The sequence below is a fragment of the Mariniradius saccharolyticus AK6 genome (assembly GCF_000330725.2).
GTDB classification, from domain to species: domain Bacteria; phylum Bacteroidota; class Bacteroidia; order Cytophagales; family Cyclobacteriaceae; genus Mariniradius; species Mariniradius saccharolyticus.
Genome location: NZ_AMZY02000001.1, coordinates 167357 through 191723, shown reverse-complemented (window position 1 = coordinate 191723; position 24367 = coordinate 167357). Strand labels below are relative to the sequence as shown.

Sequence of the window (24367 nt, the reverse complement as noted above, 5' to 3'; positions counted from 1 at the left end):
GTTAGGGTTTGCTGTGGATTTCAAAAACCATCGGTTTGGATTCCTTGCCATAGATATCCAAGAAACTGATGGCGACAAATTTCTGGTTGAAAGGACTCAGCACGGGAATGAGTTGGCGGTTGCTGTCGTCCAGGTAAACCTTCTGGAATGTAGCTTTCCCGCTCCGTTTTTGCAAGTCGGCCAAGGTTGGTGCGGTCTGCACAAGCGCAAATCGATAGTCCGGTGCGATGCTTTGCCCAAACACAAATGCAAACCCATCACCATGCGGTAGGAGTTGCGGTGCTGAAAATGCAGGGGTGTTGGCAGTTTCTTTGGAAATCAAAGGAGGCAAAACGGGCCCTTGGTAATGGTTTTGGTGGAGGAGTTCAGCCACGTCGCGGTTTTTGACATACATGGACTTGGCGCTGAAAAAGGCATTTCCTGAGATATTGGGCGTGATTTTGGAAAGACCAACCTGTGTTGGGATTTCCATCGGATTGTTCCAGGCTTGGTCGGCATTGTCGCGGATTTTATAAGGGCCGTTGCCAATGTAGATCTTGGTATTGTAGTGGTTTTTGGACCACCAATCCACCAATATCCGGTGCGAAGCCAAGTTGTAATCCATACTCCAGTAGAGTTGTGGGATGAGGTAGTCGATCCAGCCGTTTTTCATCCAAGTCAGCACATCGGCATACAGATCGTCGAAATTGGTCTGACCGGCACGGGTATTCGAGCCGGTGGGGTCTTTTTCCTTGTTGCGCCACACGCCAAAGGGGCTGATGCCAAACTGTACCCACGGCTTTTCGGCCTTGATGGTGGTATTGACCTCCTGCACGAGCATATTGACATTTTGCCTGCGCCAATCGTCGATTTTCTGCCCCGGCTTGCCGTATTTCCGAAATGCCGCCTTGTCGTCAAACTCCAGGTTGGGGACTTTGTAAGGATAGAAATAGTCGTCAAAGTGGATCGCGTCGATGTTGTAGTTTTTGACCACTTCCTGGATAATCTGCACGAGATGGGCGCGTACTTCGGGAAGGCCCGGATTGTAATAGTACTTGGTGTCGTACTTGACCATCCAGTCTTTGTGGCGGAAAAAATCATGCTGTGGACTCAGCAGGTCTTTGTCCAAATTCATCGTCGCGCGGTAGGGATTGAGCCATGCGTGGAATTCCATCCCCCGGCGGTGTGCCTCCAAAATCATCCAAGAAAGCGGGTCCTCGGTCGTGTCGGGCTTTTGGCCTTCCTTGCCTGTCAGGTACCGCGACCAGGGAGCAAAGCGGGAAGGATAAAATGCGTCTCCGGAGGTCCGGATTTGGACGATGACGGCGTTGAAGTTGAGGGATTTGTAATAATCCAACAGGCTGATGAATTCCTCTTTTTGGCGTGCATAAGGCAAGGTGCCCGAGCTCGGCCAATCGATATTGGCGACCGTAGCGATCCACACGCCCCTGAATTCCCTTGGGGCAGGGGCGACTTCCACATCCAAAGCGGTGTAGAATTCCCTTGGCTGGGGTTTTGGCTTTTCGGGCTCCGGTTTGGGGGATGGTTTTTGTGTATTTGGTGGACTGACGGGGGCGGGGACCTTGGCGGTTTTGCAGGAAAACACCACCAAGGAGAAGATCAATAAGAAGCTAAATGTGGAAATCTTTGGTTTTGAAAAGAATATCATCTAGAAAATGGATTAGGGGGTACTTTTGAAGGAAAGGTCGGATAGCTTTTTTCGCAGCCGTTTCATGAACTTGTCACCGGGGTCTTGTTTTTGGGTGATGTAGTTGGGGTCGGTTTCCTTCCAAAGGGGTGTGCCTTGGAAGGCATAGTATTCATGATGGCCGATGACGTATTCGAGTTTGTGTTTCCTGTGGAGGTAGCGGATGAGTTCCGCGTTCGCCTTGACCTGTGCCTTGGTCAGGGGCGCATCCGGACCGCCGATGTTTTCGATGCCGATGGCCATATAATTCAGCCCGATGGTATGTCTTCCAAAAGTGGTGTCCGGCAACAGTCTGAAAATCGTCCCATCCCGATCGACGAGGAAATGTGCGGATACGTTCAGCCTACTTGCTGCCGTCAATTCCGGCCTGCCTGCAAGATGCACGGGATTGAATACATCAAAGGTCGTTTCCAAGGTATTGATTGCTGTCCAGTGGACGACGACCATTTTGGGTTGGATGGTGGCGTTTTCCTGCAGGATTCCGTGTCTTTTCTCGAGGTACTCCAGCGATAATTTTTCCCGCTCCTCATCGAAAATGATCGGTTTCTCAAAAATGCGGAAGGTTTGGGCGTTGGCCAAGGTAGGCAGGACCCATAATACCGTCCAGGCGATCACGCGGCAAATTTTTCTCATGGTGCTGGATGTCGAAACTGAGTTTCAAAATAAGTCAAATTATCCAAATTTGACCCTGCGTTTTTTTAATTTCCATCTGGTAGCAACAAAAAGCCCCGGCCAATTAGACCGGGGCTTCGCCTACTGAAAACAACAACTAACCTACGGTAATTGCCTTTTTGGGCTTTGTGCTTTCAACGGATTTTTTTGGGACCACCACGTGGAGAATACCATTTTCGTACTTGGCGTCAATGCCATCATCCTTCACATACTCTGGGAGACTGAAGGACCTCCTGATGCTAGAGTAGGAGAATTCTTTCTTGCGGTAGTTTTCCTTTTCTTCCTCCACCTTGTTTTCCTTTTCGGCACTGATGTGGAGGATACCATCGCTGACCTCGACTTTGAAGTCTTTTTTCTCAAAGCCGGGAGCGGACATTTCCAATTTGAATTCCTTCTCGTTTTCAATCACGTTGCAGGAAGGAACTTCAAAGGATTTTGCGGGGAACCAGTTTTTTTCATCCCAGTCGAAGGGGTTTTCGGTTCCGAAGAAGTCTTGAACCACCTTTGGCCAAAAACTTCTGTCACGTTTAGTTATAGAGCCCATGGTTAGAGTAGTTTAGATGTGTTATTGGATTTTTTTAACAAGTGAAAATTCCAAAAAAATAATCCAAAATACCGTGACAATGATCACATTTTCAGGTGATTGTGGTCAAGAAAAATCAGTCTTTTTGATGGCCAAAAAGTCGATCCAAAACCTGCTCACTACATCTTGCAGCCAACCTCGCCGTGGCATTGTCTTGGTCAAACTGTGGATTCAATTCCACTACGTCCATGCAAAGCAGTTTGCCGGAATCAGCGATCCAATTGAGGACTTTGGAGGCGAGTTCCGGCGAAAAACCCATCGGGGAAGGTGCACTCACTCCCGGTGCAAAAGCCGATGAAAAACCGTCCAAATCGATACTCAGGTAGATTTTATTGACATCGCTGCAAAAATGGTCCAAGGCTTCTCTGATGTAGTCCCAGTTACTGATCGAAAAATCCTGCATCTCAATCCATTGGACTTTGAGGGCTTTTGCCGTTTTGAACAATTGTGGTGGATTTCCTGCCCTTTGGATACCGAGGCAGAGATAGTGGAAGTCCTTTGGGTATTCTTCAGATAGTTGAAAAAATGGAGAGCCCGAATGTCCTTTTCCCAAAAGCAGGGGCCGCAGGTCAAAATGCGCATCCAAATTGATGATGCCTAGTTTTTCTCCTTTGCTGAGACAATATTGCATCGTGGCCTGCCCATGGGCATAGGCCAAATCATGCCCACCACCCAATAGGAGGGGAAAGGAATGGGATTGGAGTCTTTCCAGTACCCATTCCTTCACCCAAATTTGTGTTTCCTCCAGATCGTCCCCGACCGTGCCAATGTTGCCAAAGTCGTAAACGGGAATCCTGTTGTCCAAATGAAATCCCATTCCTGCCATCATTTTCCGAATCGCGTCGGGGCCATTGGCACTGCCAGGTCGTCCTGAATTGCGCCGCACGCCCGCATCCACGGGATAGCCCAAGATGGATATGCTTTTGCCTGTACCATGGGGCTTATCCGACGGCTTTTGGCATTTCACTGCTTGGTGCCAATATTGGATAGTCTCAGCGGACCTTCCGGCCCATAGACTTTGGGAAACAGGCTCGTGGCTGGGCATTTGGATCGGATTTCAGGGAAAATCAGACTTCAAATCCCTTTCTGTATTCCCGGCCGACAAACTGATTGGCGTCCTCAAAGTTGGTGATGCGCATGTTGTTGCCATCCCACAGCAGTTTCCTACGGCCGTAAAACTCCATTTGCCCCTGTGCATTTTGTCTGCGGAGCATGTAGCTTCTGATGGCCAGGTTGCCCATAAGGACGGTTTCTGTCATTGGACCCGCATAGTCGAAGGAAGAAGTAAGCGCCTTGTGTTCCGCGCTTCCAAATCCGGCTTTGCAGGCATCCACCCACTTGCGTTGGTGGCCGTACTCTGGCTCTGGGTTGTCGGTTTTTTCTGGACCGAATTCGGTGGTGCCGTCATTGAGGAACAGCTTCGGCATCAGCGGCGAGCTGTCGTTGATATTTGTCGAAATCACGCCGTTTTCTCCGATGATGAGGACTCCATTGGCGGAATTTGCGCCGCCCATGTCCATATCGGCAGGAATAATTGATGGCCGCGACGGCCTTATGCCCCCATCGCTCCAGGTCATTTGGATGGGGGATTTGCTCTTGGCTGTCGCCGCAAAGTTGATCGTGATGAAAGACGAAGCAGGGCAGCCTTCGGGATTGTAGTCAGGGGTCCACATTTTGGTGAATACGGTCCCTACGCTGCATTCTGCATCCAAGGGGTAGTGCAGTCCCAAAGTCCTAAAGGGAATATCAATCAAGTGGCAGCCGACATCACCAAGCGCACCCGTGCCGTAATCCCACCATCCCCGCCAGTTGAAGGGATGGAGATTGGGTGTGTAGGGAATCTCAGCCGATGGGCCAAGCCATAGGTCCCAATTCAGGTCATTTGGTTTTTTGCTTGGGTCAGGTTGGGGAAAGGCAAATCCCTGAGGCCATACGGGACGGTTGGTCCATATTTTCACTTCAGCGATTTTGCCCAATTTGCCCGAATCCACCCATTTTTGGACCATGCCGAGCAGTGGATTGGATGCACCTTGGTTGCCCATTTGGGTGACGACTTTCTTTTCCCGAGCGAGTTCGGTCAGCAGACGGGCCTCACGGATATTGTGCGTGAGTGGTTTCTGTACATAGACATGTTTGCCGCGTTCCATGGCGTATTTGGCAGCGGGGCCATGCACGTGGTCCGGCGTCGAGATGGTCACCGCATCGATATCCTTTTCCTTGTCGAGCATTTCCCGGTAGTCGGCATAGAGCTTGGCATTGGGGAAATTGGCGATGGACTGCTTGGCGGAGCCCGAGAAGTCCACGTCACAGAGGGCGACCACCCGCTCCCTGCCGTTGACGGAGGCGTTTTTGATATCGGAAATTCCCTTGCCTCCGGCGCCGATGGCCGCGAGATTGAGTTGGTCAGATGGGGCAGTGAAGCCGACACCGCCCAGAACATGTCTTGGGACGATAAAAATCGAGGAGGCAATCGCCGCGTTCTTGATAAAATCCCGTCGTGACTGTTCTGTAGTCTTTTTGGATGGTTTCATGGGTAAAATTTTATTGACTTAATGATGTTGGAAGATAGGGGCTGAGGGAGGAAAAAGCAATTGAATTTTTCTGATCAATTACTTGACCATCATTCCCATTCACACAATGGGTTCGGAAAACGTGAAAAAAACACACAATCGGAATCAATAGTGTGATTTTTGGCGAGAACACCCAAATGATCTGTTAAGGAGGAGTCTTTTCCTGAGTATTAAAATCACCCCTTGGATTCGATCCAAAGGATGAAGGTTTGCAAAGTTTACTTCCTATTCTTCCCCAAGTTTCCGGAAGGAGAATTTATAGCCCTGGATCACGGCGATGGCGTAGAAAACGAGATCGATTCCACTGAAGGTCTCCATCATGACCTCAGGCAGGTAGGAATAGTCGAACAGGAAAAGTGTCTCGATGTATCCTAAGTTTTCTTGATTGGCGAGAAAGCCGATCACGCTGAGAAAATTCCCCAATAAGCAGCTCGACAATGCAACGATAGCGCCACTGATACCGAATATTTGGTCGATTCCTTTCCCCATCTGCCGAATTGCGAGTCCCACGCCGAAGCCAATGGCTAGGGCCATGTACCCGATTTGGAAGCCGGTCGCTACGGTAATTACTCCCCACAGGATGGCGCCCAAGGATCCGGCAATGATACCTGCCGAAAGGCCTAGAGGCAGATTTTGTTCACCCCGCAGTTCGGATAAAGGAGCTAAAAAACGTCCATTTGCCTCCTGTAGTTTGACGTTTCCGTCTTCGGAGAAATCAGGGCATTCGATCTCGAAAGCAGCGACTTCCCCGGTGAGGGCACAGACTAGTCCATGTTCGGCATCAAAGCGTCTGTTTTGACATTGCCGGCAAAATTGCAATTGTTCTTCTCTTGTCATAGGATTTGGAAATGGAATAAATGAAGATTTTGGTTTCACAAAAAAATGCTCTTGCGCCAAGTAGGTGATCAGCTGTAAAAGAATCTCTTGTGTGTGATGCCTAAGATTGTAAAAATCGCGATTCAAGTCAATAGCTTGTGTGGGCTATTTTTAGTTTTTAGGGAAAAAGGAATTAAAAAATAGAACGACCCTTTTCCAAAAGGGTCCATTAACGAGCAATAGATGGTGAACAGTGTATTCCCAAGCTTCTAGCCTATCAATTTTTCTACTTTAGTATACTTTCAATTCACCTGATTATTTACTTCGGCTCAACCAAAATCTCAAAATCATCAAAAAATGCCTGTCCTTTTGTTCCGGGCATCATTACGGCGAACGGAATGAGGAAAATTGTTTTTCTCGTAAAATTCGGAAGCTGTAATTCCAACACATGATTTTCCAATTTACCATTCACGGGGTTAGGTTCCGTGGTCAGCGTATGGGATTCATTAATAGAGGCTCCTGTTGGGCCGATTCTTGTATCGTAAACCCTCATAGCAATTGCTACGCCGGGTCCTTCCAAATTTTCCGCGTTGACTTTTGTACGCAAAATCACCGTGGCACCTTCGGGGATATTGGGCATATCCAGCTGCCTGTAGATGTATCCTGTATTTTTTCCGTTTCCACTCGAGGTGATTTCCAAATACGGAGTGTTTGTATTTGAATGAACACCCCTTGTAATTTGGTAATTCCCATCATCATTGGAAGAGCTCCAAATAGGGTCAGGTAGTTCATTCTTGAAGAAAACGGGATCTTGGTTGAAATTTTGTCCAAAATCAATGCACTGTTCGTTGGCAGCCAATCTGTCAAATAACTCGTCTAGATAGTATTCCCGAAGATTAGGTTCATTTTCCTTGTAGATAAAAAACTGATTAAACGCATTCGTCATTATTGAAAGCGGTTTTCCGTCGCACATCAATGCATCGTCATGTTCCAAATTCAGAAATGCGTGCCCCATTTCATGAAAAAACAGATTTTCTCGTTGAATATCCGACCGATTTGCCCAATCACAGTTTTTGGATTTTGAGATAAGTACGGCTCTCTTACCTGTCTGCGGATGTCTTGTATAGCCAATTCCACAGAACGTGCGGTTATCTGAGAGCCGGATTTCATTGACATAGGCAATATCCAAGCCCGAAAAATTGAAATTATAGCCTCTCCGTTTCGCCTCCGTTTCAAATCTGTCCAGGAAAATCTTCAGGTCGGGGAATTCCTCTTGGGTGATATCAGGAGTATTTTCCTCAGACTGATCACAGGCTTGAAAACCCAAAAAGACAACAAAAATCAAGGTGAGTTTAAAAGAATGTCTCATGGCGAAAAGATATGAAAGTGTAACATGTATGTTTACACGGTTAAACTTAATTTATTGTTTTTTAACAAAAGGTAATAAAGACAAAAAACCACCACACAACTTCCTGTTGAGTGGTGGTTTCCAATTCTTTGATTTCTAAATAGCAATTAGGATAGCTTCGCCAAGGACTCTTCCAATGCCTTGATTTTGGCTTCGGCGTCGGCTTGTTTTTTGCGCTCTGTTTCGACCACGGCAGCAGGTGCCGAGCTTACAAAGCGCTCGTTTTCCAGTTTTTTCATCACCGTTGCCAAAAAGCCTTTGGTGTATTCCAATTCCTTGCTCAAGTTTTCGCGTTCTTTTTCAACATCCACTTCAGCCGCCATTGGGATAAAGCATTCGTCTGACTTGACCACAAAGCTGATCGCATTGTCGACCTTTTCCCCGAATTGGAGTTCCGAAAGGTTGGCCAGTTTTTTCAGCACTGCCTCGAATTTTTGGTACAACCCAGGATGCTTGGTATTGATGGCGAGGCTGAGGCTTTCCTTTGGGGAAATGCCTTTCGCGTTGCGTGTATTCCGGACCTGTGACACGACCTCGAATACCTGACTGGCTTCGGCAATCGGTTTTTCGTCAAAGGATTTCGCAGTTGGCCAAGACGATATGATCAAGGCTTCCGCGGTAGACCTTTTCCTCATCTGCTGCCAGAGTTCCTCGGTGAGGAAAGGCATGAAGGGATGCAGGATTTTGAGGATATCTTCGAAAAACACAATTGTTTTGTCCAAGGTCGGCCTGTCGATAGGCTGTTGGTAGGCTGGTTTGATCATTTCCAAGTACCAAGAGCAGAAATCATCCCATACCAATTTATAGGTGGCCATTAGCGCATCGGAAATCCTGAACTTGTCGAAATGGTCCTCGATTTCGGCTAGCGCCTGTTGGAACCGGTTTTCAAACCAGTCGATCGATGCTGTATTGGCATCACCGCTAGCGTTTTCGTCGATTTCCCAGCCCTTTACAAGTCGGAAAGCATTCCAGATCTTGTTGGCGAAGTTCCGGCCTTGCTCGACGAGTTTTTCGTCAAAAGGAAGGTCATTGCCGGCAGGGGAGGAGAAGAGCATTCCCGTCCTGACGCCGTCCGCTCCATAATTGGCGATCAGGTCCAATGGATCCGGAGAATTGCCCAGCGACTTGGACATTTTCCGGCCCAATTTGTCGCGCACGATTCCCGTGAGGTAAACGTTTTTGAAGGGCTTTTCACCCAAGTATTCGTATCCTGCGATGATCATCCGCGCCACCCAGAAAAAGAGGATTTCGGGGGCCGTCACCAGGTCATTGGTAGGATAGTAGTATTTCAAGTCTTCATTCGGCTTCCCGGTCGAAAACACCTCTGTATCGAAAACCGATATCGGCCATAGCCAAGACGAAAACCAGGTGTCCAACACGTCTTCGTCCTGCTTGAGCTCTTCGATCGTGAAATTGGTACCGAACTTGGCATTGGCAATTTCCAGGGCTGTTTCTTTGGTTTTGGCCACCACAAACTCTCCGTTCGGCAGATAGAAAGCGGGGATTTGGTGGCCCCACCAGAGTTGCCGGGAAATGCACCAATCGCGTACATTTTCCATCCATGCCCTGTACATGTTCTTGAACTTGGGTGGATACAACTGGATGACATCGTCCATCACCGCGCTCAATGCGGGCTTGGTGATTTCCTCCATTTTCAAAAACCACTGCAGGGAAAGCTTCGGTTCGATGACCGCATCTGTCCGCTCTGAATGGCCCACGTTGGATTTGTAGTCTTCTATTTTTTCCAACTGACCGATTTCGTCGAGCAGCTTGCCTATCTTTTTCCGCGCTATGAATCGGTCCTCACCGACAAGGATTTGGGCTTTTTCGTTGAGCTTGCCATCGTCGTTGAGGATGTCGATAACGGGGAGTTTGTGTTTGATTCCCAATTCGTAGTCGTTGACGTCGTGGGCCGGGGTGACTTTCAGGCAGCCGGTACCAAATTCCATGTCCACGTACTCGTCCTCGATGATGGGGATTGCGCGGTTGATCAATGGAATGATGGCCTTTTTTCCCTTCAAATGGGCAAATCGCGGGTCATTGGGATTGATGCAGATGGCCACGTCGGCCATGATGGTTTCCGGCCGGGTGGTGGCGATGGTCAAATATTCCGCCTCCGATCCTTCGATTTGGTAGCGGATGTAGTACAGTTTGGAGGAAATCTCCTTCATGATTACCTCGTCATCCGACAAGGCGGTCTTGCCCTGCGGGTCCCAATTGACCATGCGGACGCCGCGGTAGATTTTTCCTTTGTTGTACAGATCGACGAAAACCGAGATCACCGCATCGCTGAGGTCGGGGTCCATGGTAAACTTGGTACGATCCCAATCGCAGGATGCACCGAGCTTTTTGAGTTGCTCGAGGATAATGCCGCCGTACTTTTCCTTCCATTCCCAGGCATATTTGAGGAATTCCTCCCGGGTGATCGATTTTTTATCGATTCCCCTTTCCTTGAGCATGGAAACGACCTTGGCTTCTGTGGCGATGGACGCGTGGTCAGTCCCGGGTACCCAGCAGGCGTTTTTGCCTTGCATGCGGGCCTTTCTGATCAATACGTCTTGGATCGTATTGTTGAGCATATGGCCCATGTGCAGGACGCCCGTCACGTTGGGTGGGGGAATGACGATGGTATAGGGTTCTTTTGCGGGATCAACTTTGGATGAAAAAAAACCATTGGCCATCCAATAGGCGTACCATTTGGCTTCGGCTTCTGCGGGGTTATATTTAGTTGCTAACGACATCGATGATTTGAAAGGCTTTTCGAGGCGCAAAATTAAGGTTTTTTCCCAAGACCCTGTCGATTTGTGCCAAAGCATGTCAGCAGGTTTGGGTTTTTTCCAACAAAAAAGCCCAGACACATGTCCGGGCTCCATTTATCCTTTTTTGGTTGCCTAGGCTTTGATCACAGAGAAATCAAAGGTTTCGAGGAACTTCGTAGTGAAGTTTCCTTTTCTGAAGTCCACGTTATCCAAGAGCGCAATGTGGAAGGGGATGGTGGTTTTGATGCCATCGATCACAAATTCCTCCAAGGCGCGCTTCATCCTGACGATTACCTCTTCCCTTGATTGTCCCCTGACGATCAACTTGGCGATCATGGAGTCGTAGTTCGGTGGAATGACGTAACCCGCATACACGTGGCTGTCGACCCGTACGCCCTTTCCTCCAGGCATGTGGAGGTTAAGGATTTTGCCTGGACTTGGCCTGAAACCGTTGGCTGGGTCCTCGGCATTGATTCGGCATTCCATGGAATACAGTTTCGGGAAATAGTTTCTACCTGAGATCTTCTCACCCGCTGCCACTTTGATCTGTTCCTTGATCAAATCAAAATCCGTGACTTCCTCCGTAATGGGATGCTCCACCTGGATACGGGTGTTCATCTCCATAAAGTAGAAGTTGCGGTTTTTGTCGACCAAAAATTCGATTGTTCCCGCGCCTTCATAGGCAATGGCTTCAGCGCCTTTGATGGCCGCTTTGCCCATGGCTTCCCTGAGTTCGTCGGTCATGAAGGGAGATGGGGTCTCCTCCACCAGTTTTTGGTGCCTTCTTTGGATGGAGCAGTCCCGCTCTGAAAGATGGCAAGCCCTTCCTGTGCTGTCACCGACGATTTGGATTTCGATATGGCGGGGCTCCTCAACGAATTTTTCGAGATAAAGCCCGTCGTTTCCGAAGGCTGCACCCGCTTCTTGCCGGGCGTCGTCCCAGGCTTTTTTGAATTCACTTTCGGACTTCACGATCCGCATACCGCGTCCGCCACCACCGGCTGTGGCCTTTAGGATGACTGGGTAGCCCATTTCGTTGGCGATCTTGACGCCCTGTTCGATGCTGTCCAATAGTCCTTCCGAACCCGGGATTGTCGGCACGCCTGCTTCCTTCATGGTCGCTTTGGCGGTCGCTTTGTCTCCCATTTTATTGATCATCTCGGGACTTGCTCCGATAAACTTGATACCGTATTCTTCACAAATTCTGGAGAATTCGGCATTTTCTGACAGGAATCCATAGCCGGGATGGATGGCATCGGCGTTGGTGATTTCGGCCGCAGCGATGATCCTGGGGATATTCAGGTAGGATTCCCGGCTTGGGGGAGGTCCGATGCAGACTGCCTCATCCGCGAAACGGACGTGGAGGCTGTCTTTGTCGGCGGTGGAGTAGACGGCCACGGTCTTGATGCCCATTTCCTTGCAGGAACGGATCACCCTCAGGGCAATTTCTCCACGATTGGCTATAAGTATTTTCTTAAACACGGGATTTCGGGTTGGTTAAACAAAAATCATCCTGCCGGATCTACGAGGAAAAGCGGCTGATCGTACTCCACTGGAGATGCATTTTCAACAAGGACTTTTACGATTTTGCCGGACACCTCGGATTCGATTTCATTGAAAAGCTTCATGGCTTCGATGATGCAAACCGTCTGACCGGCAGACACGGAGTCGCCTACATTGACAAAATTCTCTGAATCCGGATTGGGAGTTCTATAGAATGTACCAATCATCGGGGATTTGATCTCCACATATCGGGAGCTGTCTTCTTTTGCAGGAGCGGGAGTAGGAGCAGGAGATGCCACTGCTACTGGTGCCGCCGCAACGGGATGGGGCATTGCAACCGGCGCTGCCATAGGAAGCGTCTCAACCTTTACCGTTGGGGCTTCCGCGTATTTTTTGATGGACAATTTGAATTCTTCGGTTTCGATTTTGACTTCGGCGAGTCCCGAATTGGAAATGAAGTCAATTAAATCCTGGATTTCTTTTGCTTTCATGATTTTAGATTTTTGGACCCATTGGCTATGATGGATCCTGGTGAGGTTGGTAATCAAACAAAGAAGCTATGTAATTTAACCAAATCACATAGCTTGTGGAAATTATTTTACTCTTTCGGAGTAAGAACCGTCTCTTGTGTCTACACGGATCATGATATCCTGGTCCACGAAAAGCGGAACCATCACGACAGCTCCTGTTTCCAAAGTCGCTGGCTTCATGGCGTTTGTCGCCGTGTCACCCTTTATGCCGGGTTCGGTGTAGGTAATCATCAATTCGACAAAAGGAGGAAGTTCCACAGAGAGCGGAGTCTCTGTCTCGGCATGTACCAAAACATCTACCATTTGTCCTTCCTTGAGCAACTTCGGCCTTTCAATGAGTTTTTCCTGAATGGAAATCTGCTCAAAAGACTCTGTGTCCATAAAATTATAACCGAAGTCATCTTGGTAGATAAACTGGTGGGGTCGTTTTTCAACCCTGGCCGTCACGACTTTTTCACCCGCCGTGTAGGTTTTGTCCAGCACTTTGCCGGAGGTAAGACTCTTGAGTTTTGTTCTCACGAATGCGCCCCCTTTGCCGGGTTTCACGTGCTGGAAATCCACAATGGTGTAGATGTCATTGTTCATTTCAAGGCACAATCCGGTTTTGAAATCTGCTGTAGTTGCCATTATTCTTGTATCTCTAAATTGGTTATTGCTTTATTTTGGGTCATATCCCCACTTGAGGTAAATCGATCCCCAGGTGAAGCCGCCGCCGAAAGCAGCGAGAATGATGTTGTCCCCTTTCTTCAGCTGGGATTCATAGTCCCAAAGACAAAGTGGTAGCGTCCCCGCGGTTGTGTTGCCATAGCGCTCGATGTTGAGCATCACTTTTTCCGGGCCGATTCCCATGCGGTTGGCTGTGGCATCGATGATCCTTTTGTTGGCTTGGTGGGGCACAAGCCATGCGATATCGTCCGCGACCAATTGGTTTCGATCCATAATTTGGGCACTGACTTCGGCCATATTGGTTACGGCAAACTTGAATACCGTAGATCCTTCTTGGTAGGCATAATGTTCACGTGCCGCGACTGTTTCCTCTGTGGCGGGCTTACGGCTGCCGCCTGCTTTCATGTGTAGGTAAGGCGCGCCGGATCCGTCGGAAAGCAAAAGGGAATCCATCACGCCGACTTCTTCTTCGGTAGGTTCCAAAAGTACCGCGCCGCCGCCGTCGCCAAAAATGATACAAGTAGCCCGGTCTTGGTAATCGATGATGGCCGACATTTTGTCTGCCCCAACGACAATAACCTTTTTATGCATGCCTGTTTCTATAAACTGGCTGCCCATTGTCAGGGCATATAGGAAGCCTGAACAAGCTGCTGAAATGTCAAAACTGTAACTTTTAGTAGCGCCCACGCCGTCGGCGATGATATTGGCGGTAGCTGGAAAGGGCATGTCAGGCGTGACCGTCGCGCAAATGATGAGTTCGATGTCCTCTGGGTTGGTGTTGGTTTTTTCAAGCAAGCCTTTGACGGCATTGATCCCGATGATCGAGGTCCCTTTGTTTTCGCCCTTTAGGATTCTCCGTTCTTTGATGCCGGTCCTGGTGACGATCCACTCGTCATTGGTGTCAACCATGGTTTCGAGTTCACGATTGGTCAGGATATAGTCCGGGACCCATCCATGGACACCTGTGATGACTGCTCTGGTTTTTTTCATACTTGCGGTTTTGAAGGCATTTCCAAGAGAATGGATACCTCAGATGCTGGCTTGTTTAAGAATGTCAAATCTTCGGTGATTAGGAGTCCCTGTTCCGAAGTCAAGGCGACAAAATTATCTAAAATGTCCATTTCCACCAAAGTTTTTTGGCTTTTGCGACTTTAGTCGAAAAATGGGCTCCTAGGGTCTGTTTTGGTATATTGCCATTCCCAAATCAATCGGGATTGTTTTTGAGGTTGCCGAACAGAACGGGCAACAAAAAAATCCATTCCGGTTTCCCAGAATGGATTCTTATATGGTTTTCAGTCGACCGTAAATTATGCAGTCGTTTCTTTTTCTTGGATCACTTGACCTTTGTAGTACAATTTGCCATCCAACCAGAATGCTCTGTGTGGCAGATGGAGTTCACCTGTGGTAGGGCATTTGTAAAGTCCTGGTGCTGTCAATTTATAGTGAGTTCTCCTTTTGTCCCTCCTGGTTGTCGAAATTTTGTGTTTAGGATGTGCCATTTCTATGTCTATTTAACTTATTCCTTGTTTTTCAATTTTTTTAATATCTCCCATCTCGGGTCAACTCGTTCCTCTGTCGGATCAATGTCTTCGGAAGGAATTTCCTCTTCCTCCTCGACTTCGTCTGAGTAGGATTCGAATTCCGCTTCGAACTCTTCATTCTCCTCTTCGTCTTCTTCCGTTCTATAATCCGGATGGATTTTTTTGGCGGGAAGGGCCAAGAGGATGTATTCGTAAATCAACTGTGCCACGTTGACGCTCGGCGTGTCTTTGGTAATCATGAAGACATCTTCGCTGATTTCCTCTTCCACAGGGCCATATTTGTAAACCACTTTTTCGTGTAAGTCCAAGGGCTCATCAAAATGCTCCAGACTGCGGTCGCAAGTAAGGTTGACCGTGCCATGAATGTGGAAATCCACCTCCATCACGGATACCGTTTTGGTGAGATTTACGTCAATTTCGATTTTGGCGCCGTTGAGCCAATCTTCTGCTTGAAAGTATTCGAAGAAATCGTTTCCGACCTCAAACTTGAAAACGTGTCTGCCATCTTTTAATCGGATGACATCGATTTCATATGCTTTGATGAGTTTCACGATCTCGTTTCTTCAATCAAGACCGCAAATTTAGAGAAATGCTCCGGAAAAATAAAATTCGGCTTCAAATAATTTACAGGCAGAAAACCCAAAGGGAATTTCAGTCCTCGACATTTAACCAAAGGCCAGAGATTTCGACTGTTGATGCTAGCCTCTTTAGTCGGATCGCTCACTTTATTTTTGTTATTGGTTACTAAGTTATTGGTGGATTGGTGCTTCTGGTGCGATCATTCGATATTCATTATTCGGTGTTCTAAATTCGACATGTCTGTCAAGCTCACCTTTAGCCTTGTAGATCGTAATGCCCAGATCGCAATTCACCGATTCTCGTACCTCCAGTCTCACATCTCATGTCTCATATCTCAAATCCCTACCCTCAACTTTCCCCACTCTCATCCCAACCACCCCTGTGGCGGATGATGTCGTAGGCGGAGAGGATGGCTTCCCGCATGGAGCCTTCGTCGGCTTGGTTTTTTCCGGCAATGTTATAAGCAGTGCCATGGTCCGGAGAGGTGCGTACTACAGGTAGTCCGGCCGTGAAATTGACCCCGGTCTCAAAAGCCATGGATTTGAAAGGAATCAGTCCCTGGTCGTGGTACATGGCAAGGATGCCGTCAAACTTCTTGTGCTGCAGCATGCCGAAAAAGCCATCGGCGGGATAAGGTCCAAATACCAATTGCCCCTTGTCTTTGTAATCTTTGATCACCGGCTTGATGATGGTATTTTCTTCGGTACCCAAAAGTCCTTCCTCGCCCGCATGGGGATTCAGACCGAGGACGGCGATTTTTGGTTTTCCTACCCCAAAATCATTCTTCAATGACTGCAGCATGATGTCAAGTTTGGATTTGATCCGATCTGCGCTCACGTGCTTGCTGACCTCGCTGAGTGGAACATGGCCAGTCACCAATCCCACGCGGATATCTTCCGACACGAGAAACATGAGGCTGTCTTTGACACCTAGCGCCTCGGTCAGGTATTCTGTATGGCCCACAAACTTCACTGTCTCGGAATTGATATTGTGCTTGTTGAGCGGAGCGGTGACAAGGGCTTCGATGCTGCCGTCTTTGAGGTCCTTGATGGCATGGTTGAGTGCCGCCAAGGCCAATTTTCCAGCTTCTTGGGTCTCCGCTCCGGGCATCACTTCGGGACTCTCCTCGACCACATTGATGAGATTGACTTTCTTGTGGTGGACTTCTTGGACGTTTTTGATCTGCATGAAGTTGAAATCCTCCAAACCGAGGTGTTTCCTGTAAAAAGTGATCGCTTTGCCGTGGGCATATATCAAAGGGGTCACCAATCTCAGGATGCGGTTGTCCATCAAAGCTTTCAAAGTGACTTCCGGTCCGATTCCGTTGATATCTCCGATACTGATTCCGATGACTGGCTTGTTTTTTCTTGGGTTCATGTATTTGATTGAAAAGAAACGTTGGAAAAAAGAGTAACACAAACAAAAACAAGCCAAAATCAGGCAACTGAAGGCCAAATCGGCTTGGCATCCATTCACCCTGCGGGTAAATTAATCCTATGCCTTTGTGATAATTCTCTTATTTTTGACCTGCAATTTATAGAAATAATTTTCATGGCGCACATCCAAAACGTCAAAGCCAAAAAACACCTCGGGCAGCATTTTCTCACCGATCTCGGTATCGCTGAGCGAATCGCCGGCAGCCTGACCGGGCATCAGGGGACCAACAAGGTCCTCGAGATCGGTCCGGGTATGGGTGTGTTGACGGATTTTTTGCTGCGCAAGGATTGGGATCTGTACCTAGTGGATGTCGACCATGAGTCCATTGTGTACCTGCATGGAAAGTACCCCGACTTGGGCGAGCGGATCATCGAGGCCGACTATCTACGCAAGGATTTCTCCCCGATTATGAATGGGCCTTACATTGTAGCGGGAAACTTTCCCTACAATATTTCCTCCCAGATTTTCTTCAAGGTCTTGGAGGAAAGAAATCAAGTGACCGAAGTGGTATGCATGCTGCAGCGGGAAGTGGCACAACGCATCGCATCCCCCAAAGGAAGCAAGGAATACGGCATCCTGTCGGTCTTGCTGCAGGCCTTCTATGATATAGAGTATCTTTTTACCGTACCGCCGGGCGTATTCAATCCGCCACCCAAGGTTCATTCGGGCGTGATCCGACTCAAAAGGAACACGACCGAGCGACTTGCCTGTGATGAAAAGCTATTCTTCCGCGTCGTCAAACAAGGCTTTGGCACCCGAAGGAAAACGCTCAGGAACTCCCTGAAGGCTTTGGGCCTGTCTGAGGAATTGAAATTGGACCCGGTCTTGGACCTGCGCGCCGAGCAACTCGACGTCGCGGATTTTGTGCAACTCACCCTTAAACTTCAGGCATCTTGGAACAAATAAAGTCATTTGAGCTGTCCAAGGAGTTTTTGGAGAGCTTGCAGGAAAACATCGAATCCCAACACAATGAGCTGATCATCCAATCGCTGGACGGGGCCAATGTGGCTGATATCGCCTCCCTGCTCGATGAGCTCAACATGGACGAGGCCATCTATGTGCTGCGGCTTTTGAACCCTTCAATGGCCGCGGATATCCTAATCGAGATGGATGAAGATCCGCTCGGCATGGTCATCAAGGAGCTTGAGCCCACGGAACTGGCCCTGCTGATCGACCAAATGGAGTCAGACGATGCTGCGGATATCCTGATCCTGATGCCTGCAAAGGAACGCGAGGATGTCATCAGTCACCTGCAGGAGCGGGAAAAGTCAGCCAACATCCTGGACCTTCTCCGCTACGACGAGGACTCCGCGGGCGGTTTGATGGCCAAGGAATTCATCAAGGCCAACAAAAACTGGAACGTTGTCCAGACCATCGAGGAGATCCGTCGCCAAGCCGAGAAGGTGGAGAAAATCTATTCGATCTATGTGGTGGACAATAGGCAGCATTTACTGGGGCGGGTATCGCTGAAGAAAATCATTCTCTCCTCGGCAGATACCAAAATTTCCGACATCTATGAAAAGGAAATTATCTCCATCCCCACCCATATGGATGGAGAGCACGTGGCCGAAATCATGCGGAAATATGACTTGGAATCGGTACCCGTCGTCAACGCCAAGAACCGCCTTGTCGGCAGGATTACCGTCGATGATATCTTGGACTTGATGCGGGAACAGACCGACGAGGATATCCAGGCCATGACCGGTATTTCGGACGATATCGAAGAATCCGACTCCATTTTCAAGATTTCCAAAGCCCGGCTGCCTTGGCTGCTGATTGGGGTGATTGGGGGATTGTTGGGGGCGAAAATCATCGGCTTTTTTGAAGATGGCCTCAGCAGGTATATCGCATTGGCTTCCTTTATTCCTTTGGTAGCTGCTACGGGCGGAAACGTGGGCATACAGTCTTCATCATTGGTGGTACAGACCTTGGCATCCAAGTCCGTGTTTGACGATACGCCTTGGCAGCGCTTTGTCAAGGGTGTGATGATTGCCCTTGTAAATGGCATCGTATTGGGTGGATTTGTGTTTTTGGTGGTGAAGTTTGTCTATGGATTTGACGCGATTTTTGGATTGACGATTGGATTGGCCATGTTCTGCGTGGTTTTGTTGGCATCCTTTATGGGTACGGTGACGCCTTTGGTACTCAACAAATTCGGCATCAACCCCGCAATCGCTTCAGGTCCCTTTATCACGACGGCCAATGACCTTTTGGGTCTTGCCGTGTACTTTGGTGTGGCGATGGCGCTGCTGAATATGTGATTTAGCAAGTAAATCAGGAGCGTTCATTTCCGTTTTTTTTCTTCATTTTCTCTTTAGAGAAGGAATATTGCGCCAATCGATTTGAATCGATATTTTCGCCTACCCAAAATTTACCTGACATGCGACATTCCTACTTGATGCTGATTGCTGTTGTACTCTTTTTTGGCCTCGTTGGCTGTAGGTCGGAGGAAGAAACGGCAGAGGTTTTTATGCCCAAGTTTTTCACCGACCACATGGTTTTCCAGCGTAATCAACCCATCCGGGTATGGGGCGACGGTACGCCGGGGCAAAAAGTCGTCGGTACCTTCAACAACCAACAGAAGGATACCCGCGTCGATGCCGATGGCTATTGGCTGTTGGAGTTTGATGCGCTCCCTGCCTCCGGACCCTATGAACTCGACATCAACGGCAAGAAAATCCGCGATATCCAGGTCGGCGATGTATGGGTATCTGGAGGTCAATCCAACATGGAATGGGTCATGAGTGGCGAGGTGGAAGGCCTGGCAGAAGAAGTTGCAGATGCCGAGTATCCCTTGATCCGGTTTTTCAAAATCCCCCACGATTACGATGCCAAGGCAAAGTATGATGTCCGAGGAGGACAATGGGTACAGGCTAGTGCGGACAATATCCTGAGCTTTTCGGCCGTAGCCTGGTTTTTTGCGAAGCGCTTGCATCTCGAAAAAGGCGTGGCGGTCGGCATCATCGAATCCAACTGGGGTGGTACGCCGGCACAGGGCTGGACCGCTGCGGAGAAACTGCTGGAAATGGACGCCTACAGGGACAAAGCCAAAGACGTCCTTGACCGGCAGGATTATTGGATTCAGGAGGTAATTGACAACAAAGTCCGGGAACTGAAACGCAACGACCTTGTCCTCGCTCCCCAAAACGGGGAAATCCAAGGTGTCGTCAATCCGGATTATGATGATTCGGCATGGCAGACAGTGAACTTGCCGGCAGACAATCCCCTGAAGGATATCGCTTGGTTCAGGAAGAAATTTACCGTCAATCAGACCGAGGGGGTAAAGCTCAATCTGGGCGATATCCAGCAAATGGCCTATATCTACTTGAATGGAGGCCGGCTGCTGTTCAAGGACTTCGGGCAAAGCCTGAATGAGTTTGTAATCCCTGCAGGGATGCTCAAGAAAGGCGAAAACCTGTTGTCTGTCCGCATTGTCAATACTTGGAACAATGCCCCCGTTTTGGGCAAAGAAGGACAATTTTACGTCAAGGAAAGTAACCGCACAATTAGCCTTGAGGGACCTTGGAAGTTTTCCAATACGATTGAGGAATCCCTGCCCGTGGTTGAATGGCACAATTGGCTACCGGGCATGATGTACAATGCCATGATCGCCCCGATTGTGAAGTATCCGATCGCGGGCGTCATTTGGTACCAAGGCGAAAGCAATACTGGGGAGCATGCCCACTACCGTCAGCTTTTTGGCACGATGATCCAAACTTGGCGTGAAAGCTGGGGAATCGGGGATTTTCCTTTCCTATTTGTACAGCTCGCCAACTTTATGGAAAGAAAGCCCATCCAGCCCGATTCAAATTGGGCCTTTCTCCGGGAAGCACAGACCCAAACGCTGGAGCTCCCCAAAACCGGCATGGCGGTGACCATTGATATCGGTGAAGCGGACGACATTCATCCTAGGAATAAAAAAGACGTCGGTATCAGACTTTGGCAAGCGGCACGAAAGGTAGCCTATGGGGAGGAAGTGGTCCACTCCGGACCGATGCTCAAATCAGCCAAAGTAGAGGGAGGAAAAGTGCTCCTAGAATTGGACCATGTGGGAGAGGGGCTTGTGCTTTCTGATGGCGGCAAATCAGTCAAGGGTTTTATCTTGGCTGGTTCAGATGGGAATTTTGTCCTGGCAAAGGCGGAGATCACCGGCAAGGACCAAATCACCGTCTTCCATCCCGGCATCAAGTCCCCGACAGAAATCCGCTATGCTTGGGCAGACAATCCCGAGGTGAATCTCTACAATTCGGAAAGGCTCCCCGCGGTGCCGTTTAGGAAGACCCTGGGCGATTGATTTCCATAAAGCCTATTGTCTGCGCTGTCCAAACCCCCAACTGAGGCCCATTTGGACATCGGCTGTGCCTCGGTTGGCCAATAGCGAGGTCAGCACGGTTTGTGAGCTGAGGAAAAATCCCCCGTAGCGGAAGCCCAAGCCACCCGTAAGTTCGGAGATTTGGAAGTAGCCCCAAGGCGAGAACACCTCAAATTTCCCAAAAAGCATGCTCGGCGTGACTGCAAACACATTCACAAATGGGACTTGGTTGTTTTTGTCTTGGTTTTTGACCATTTGCTGCCAAAAGGCACTGACAAAAAACTGATCGGTTAACTTGATTTCTGAATACAGGGCAAAAGTCGTTGGCAATCCAACTTGGATGTTTTCCTGTGTGTCATCCAACGTGAAGAAACCTGACCCTGTGAGTTGGTCGAGTGTGTTTTCAAGATCCAAGTCGAATCTATCGATGCGGAAAGAGCTTCCTGCAGGAATGTTGATGCGCAGGTTATTGGAGACGTTGCTGGTGCCAAACTTCAGGTTGCCGATGTTGGTGACCGAGATGCCGGAATTGATCCAAACCTTTCCATTTTTCTTTGCCTGGTAATTGACTCCGAAGTCAAGTCCAACAGAGCTGGGAGAGTTGATTTCAAGGTTGCTATAGTCCAGTCGAAGGTTTCGGGCATCGATAATGTCCCTGTTGTAGGTCAGGTTCATGGTGCCACTGGCATTGGAAAGGCTGGCTACTCCGTTTTGCACGGTAAGTGTTCCAGACAGCTGACTTACACCCACGTTGGTATAGTTGACAGGCACGAGGATCTTGATATTGCTGCCGACCGAGAGCTTTGAGTTGGCGTTGTTGATCAATTCCCGCCCCACGACGATGCCCGATTCAAACCACATGACACCGTTCACCCGCTGGTTGTTAGGATTGCTGAGTTGATAAGTAGTCCCGCCCGATGCAGAAGCGCTTCTGATCACACTGTTGCCAAGATCGGGATTGATTTGGTGGAGTGCTACCCGTGAGTTGAATTGGTTTGCCCAGCCCAGGGACCATTTGCCGAGATTAATTCCGAAGGAAGGCAAAAGTGCAGACCCGTGAGTATCCCCGTTCACTTGGGTGTTGGCTTTGGACATCAGGTCCTCCAACAGGTTTTCTTGTATGGAAGTAAGATCTGAGAAACTCAGGATGTTATTAACGAACAAGGCATTGACGCCCACGAAATTCACTTCGACTTTGCGGTCGAAATTGTTGATTTCGGCGGGATTCATCATGACGCTCACCATTGATTTTCTGGTGCTATTTTGGATGCCCACATAGGAATGTTGGGCAGTGGCCAAGATCGGGAGGAGAAGCAATATGGGGAGGGCGATTAGGGATTTCATAGTGAAGGGGATTGGTGCCAAAATTACGCTAAAAACTCAAGACAAAACCTAAACATTGGTCATCCTTTGAAGAATGATTACAATCCTCATTTCCGGGTTGCAAACCATTATACCAATTCATTCGGCCTGAATCGAATTGATCTCGGGTAAGAAAAAGCATGGGGCATTTCCCCAGACCGGATATTTTTTTGGATCGATTGCCAAAACATTGGATCGAACAGCCGGCTATGGACTTCAAAAAAATAGTCCCTGATATCAGCCCGCCCGATCATGAACCTTTTGAAATCCTCGGGAAACACGTCCCTTGGCCCGATTTCGTACCAAGGTTCGGGAGAATATATCTGCTCGTAGGTTTCAGGCTTGGGTTTTGCCCGGAAATTCATGTCTGTCACAAATTCGATTTCATCGTAGTCGTAGAAGATGACCCGTTTTTGCCGCGTTACGCCAAAGTTTTTGACCATCATGTCCCCCGGGAAAATATTGGCTTGTGCCAATTCCATAATGGCATTGCCGTAGTCTTCGACCACCTGCTTGGCTTCTTCTAGGCTGCAGTTATCCAAGTAAATGTTCAGTGGGGTCATCCTACGCTCGATGTACACATGCTTGAGGATCAGTTCTTCTCCGCGGATTTCCAACAAGGAATTGACCGTGCTGCGCAATTCCTGCATTAAATCCGGATGAATGCGCCGAAGCGGAAGGTGGAATTCCTCAAACTCATGAGTATCCGCCATCCGGCCCACGCGGTCGTGCAGGCCGACGAGCTTGTATTTTTCCCGCACTTCCTGGCGGGTCATGGTCTTGGGTGGATCAAAATAGTCCTTGATCATTTTGAACACGATGTTGTAGGAGGGGAGGGTAAATACCGTCATCACCATACCCTTGATGCCTTCGGCTATCACAAATTGGTCATCACTATGTGCTAAGTGATTCAGAAAGTCGCGGTAAAATTCCGTTTTGCCGTGCTTGTTAAACCCGATGGAGTTATACAGTTCGTGGATTTTCTTGTTGGGAATGACGGAATTCAAAAATGAAACAAGTTGTGAAGGGACATCTACCTTCACCATGAAGTAGGAGCGCGTATAGCTAAAAAGGCCCGACATCAAAATTGGGTCAAAGATCAGGGTGTCGACAAAAACGCCTTTTGAGCCATAAAGGAATGGGATGATGAAGGGCATCCATTTTCCCCCAAGTCTTGTCCGTCCGATGAGATAGGCGGATTTTCCCCTGAAAAAGATGGATTTCCAAATCTGCGTGATCGTATCTGCGTCCGGCTTGTATCTAGTTAAAATCACGTTTTTGACCGCGCTCTCGAGGAAATGGATATCTGCCTCCGGGTCCATCAGGGGCGCTCCGAAATCATAGTCGGAAAAGATTTTCCGAAGTATTGGGACCAAACCCATATTGGCAGAATAGGTATTGAACAAGTGGCCGTTAGGCAGAAGGTCGCAGGAATTGTAGCCTTCATGCACATACATCAGCGCTTCGTTGATGGCTAGCCCCGGATATGTTTTTCGGATGACCGAGTTAAAAAATGTCTCTGCGAGTTCCTTTTCCTTTCGTTCTGCTATCAGACGGGAATAAATGCCCTTTGTATCCCTCCAAAAGAAGAAGTCGCTTGCATAGAGACCGATTTCGGCAAGCACCTTGGTTTTGGTTTGGGCGACATGGTCTTTGTAAAGGCGCAGTCGCTTTCTTTGGTTTTCCCGCTTTGCCGCCCAATCTCTCATTTTGTAAAACCATGGCGAATTATCCGTATGGATGTGGAAATTTTGGAGGTAATGCTGGAAACCCTCTTGGATAAGTACGGCGGTATGGTAGGAGGGGTCGACTTCCACGGATTAATGTTGTTTGACTGGGGTTGAATTTAATCATATTCGACAGGAACGAAGCGGCTTTGCGGGCGAAGAATCTTCCGAATTTTCGATCTGCGACTTGAGCATGATTATCTGGTATATTTTGC

Annotated in this window: 20 protein-coding genes; 3 read left to right on the top strand and 17 right to left on the bottom strand. The window is 48.6% G+C overall.

What is annotated here, in order from left to right; all coding sequences use genetic code 11:
• Window position 1 precedes the first annotated feature (1 nt).
• The 15 genes from C943_RS00840 to pdxA form a co-directional block, all read right to left on the bottom strand.
• Window positions 2-1648, bottom strand: coding sequence for a glycoside hydrolase family 10-like protein (locus C943_RS00840; protein ID WP_008623408.1), 1647 nt, complete (start codon window positions 1646-1648; stop codon window positions 2-4).
• Window positions 1649-1660: 12 nt separating this feature from the next.
• Window positions 1661-2320 carry an N-acetylmuramoyl-L-alanine amidase gene (locus tag C943_RS00835; protein ID WP_040478404.1) on the bottom strand — a complete coding sequence of 220 codons (660 nt, stop codon included), beginning with the start codon at window positions 2318-2320 and terminating at the stop codon, window positions 1661-1663.
• A gap of 136 nt (window positions 2321-2456) precedes the next feature.
• A complete protein-coding gene (locus tag C943_RS00830; RefSeq protein ID WP_040478400.1) occupies window positions 2457-2903 on the bottom strand; it encodes an Hsp20/alpha crystallin family protein in 447 nt (148 codons plus the stop codon).
• Between the two features lie 115 nt (window positions 2904-3018).
• Complete coding sequence (gene hutG, locus C943_RS00825; protein ID WP_008623402.1) at window positions 3019-3987, bottom strand: formimidoylglutamase; 969 nt, start codon at window positions 3985-3987, stop codon at window positions 3019-3021.
• A gap of 22 nt (window positions 3988-4009) precedes the next feature.
• Window positions 4010-5473: a Gfo/Idh/MocA family protein gene (locus C943_RS00820; RefSeq protein ID WP_008623401.1), complete on the bottom strand. Its 1464-nt coding sequence runs from the start codon at window positions 5471-5473 to the stop codon at window positions 4010-4012.
• Between the two features lie 264 nt (window positions 5474-5737).
• Window positions 5738-6349: a hypothetical protein gene (locus C943_RS00815; RefSeq protein ID WP_040478488.1), complete on the bottom strand. Its 612-nt coding sequence runs from the start codon at window positions 6347-6349 to the stop codon at window positions 5738-5740.
• 298 nt (window positions 6350-6647) lie between these two features.
• Window positions 6648-7697: a hypothetical protein gene (locus C943_RS00810; protein ID WP_040478395.1), complete on the bottom strand. Its 1050-nt coding sequence runs from the start codon at window positions 7695-7697 to the stop codon at window positions 6648-6650.
• A 146-nt stretch (window positions 7698-7843) separates the two neighbouring features.
• Window positions 7844-10477, bottom strand: a complete 2634-nt coding sequence (locus C943_RS00805; RefSeq protein WP_008623397.1) for a valine--tRNA ligase — start codon at window positions 10475-10477, stop codon at window positions 7844-7846.
• 150 nt (window positions 10478-10627) lie between these two features.
• Window positions 10628-11977, bottom strand: a complete 1350-nt coding sequence (gene accC, locus C943_RS00800; RefSeq protein ID WP_008623395.1) for an acetyl-CoA carboxylase biotin carboxylase subunit — start codon at window positions 11975-11977, stop codon at window positions 10628-10630.
• 26 nt (window positions 11978-12003) lie between these two features.
• Window positions 12004-12489, bottom strand: coding sequence for an acetyl-CoA carboxylase biotin carboxyl carrier protein (gene accB, locus C943_RS00795; protein ID WP_008623394.1), 486 nt, complete (start codon window positions 12487-12489; stop codon window positions 12004-12006).
• Window positions 12490-12591: 102 nt separating this feature from the next.
• Window positions 12592-13155 carry an elongation factor P gene (efp, locus tag C943_RS00790; protein ID WP_040478393.1) on the bottom strand — a complete coding sequence of 188 codons (564 nt, stop codon included), beginning with the start codon at window positions 13153-13155 and terminating at the stop codon, window positions 12592-12594.
• A 30-nt stretch (window positions 13156-13185) separates the two neighbouring features.
• Complete coding sequence (locus C943_RS00785) at window positions 13186-14184, bottom strand: beta-ketoacyl-ACP synthase III (protein WP_008623392.1); 999 nt, start codon at window positions 14182-14184, stop codon at window positions 13186-13188.
• Window positions 14185-14501: 317 nt separating this feature from the next.
• Window positions 14502-14693 (bottom strand): 50S ribosomal protein L32, encoded by a 192-nt coding sequence (gene rpmF, locus C943_RS21655; RefSeq protein ID WP_081610429.1) that lies wholly within the window; start codon window positions 14691-14693, stop codon window positions 14502-14504.
• A 17-nt stretch (window positions 14694-14710) separates the two neighbouring features.
• Window positions 14711-15286 carry a YceD family protein gene (locus C943_RS00780; protein ID WP_008623387.1) on the bottom strand — a complete coding sequence of 192 codons (576 nt, stop codon included), beginning with the start codon at window positions 15284-15286 and terminating at the stop codon, window positions 14711-14713.
• A 376-nt stretch (window positions 15287-15662) separates the two neighbouring features.
• Window positions 15663-16691 carry a 4-hydroxythreonine-4-phosphate dehydrogenase PdxA gene (gene pdxA, locus C943_RS00775; RefSeq protein WP_008623386.1) on the bottom strand — a complete coding sequence of 343 codons (1029 nt, stop codon included), beginning with the start codon at window positions 16689-16691 and terminating at the stop codon, window positions 15663-15665.
• Window positions 16692-16874: 183 nt separating this feature from the next.
• Here pdxA and rsmA point away from each other — a divergent pair, with 183 nt between their 5' ends.
• From rsmA to C943_RS00760, 3 genes are all read left to right on the top strand, one after another.
• The gene (gene rsmA, locus C943_RS00770) at window positions 16875-17657 is read left to right on the top strand and encodes a 16S rRNA (adenine(1518)-N(6)/adenine(1519)-N(6))-dimethyltransferase RsmA (protein ID WP_040478485.1); all 783 of its coding nucleotides are present in this window, start codon (window positions 16875-16877) and stop codon (window positions 17655-17657) included.
• Window positions 17645-19012 carry a magnesium transporter gene (gene mgtE, locus C943_RS00765; RefSeq protein WP_008623384.1) on the top strand — a complete coding sequence of 456 codons (1368 nt, stop codon included), beginning with the start codon at window positions 17645-17647 and terminating at the stop codon, window positions 19010-19012. The genes rsmA and mgtE overlap by 13 nt, the downstream gene beginning before the upstream one ends.
• Window positions 19013-19131: 119 nt before the next feature.
• Entirely contained in the window at window positions 19132-21045 is a 1914-nt protein-coding gene (locus C943_RS00760; RefSeq protein WP_008623383.1) for a sialate O-acetylesterase, read from the top strand.
• 12 nt (window positions 21046-21057) lie between these two features.
• On the opposite strand, the gene C943_RS00755 is transcribed toward C943_RS00760, so the two are convergent.
• A complete protein-coding gene (locus tag C943_RS00755; protein WP_008623382.1) occupies window positions 21058-22407 on the bottom strand; it encodes a hypothetical protein in 1350 nt (449 codons plus the stop codon).
• Between the two features lie 107 nt (window positions 22408-22514).
• Window positions 22515-24242: a bifunctional isocitrate dehydrogenase kinase/phosphatase gene (gene aceK, locus C943_RS00750; RefSeq protein WP_008623380.1), complete on the bottom strand. Its 1728-nt coding sequence runs from the start codon at window positions 24240-24242 to the stop codon at window positions 22515-22517.
• Between the last annotated feature and the right edge of the window lie 125 nt (window positions 24243-24367).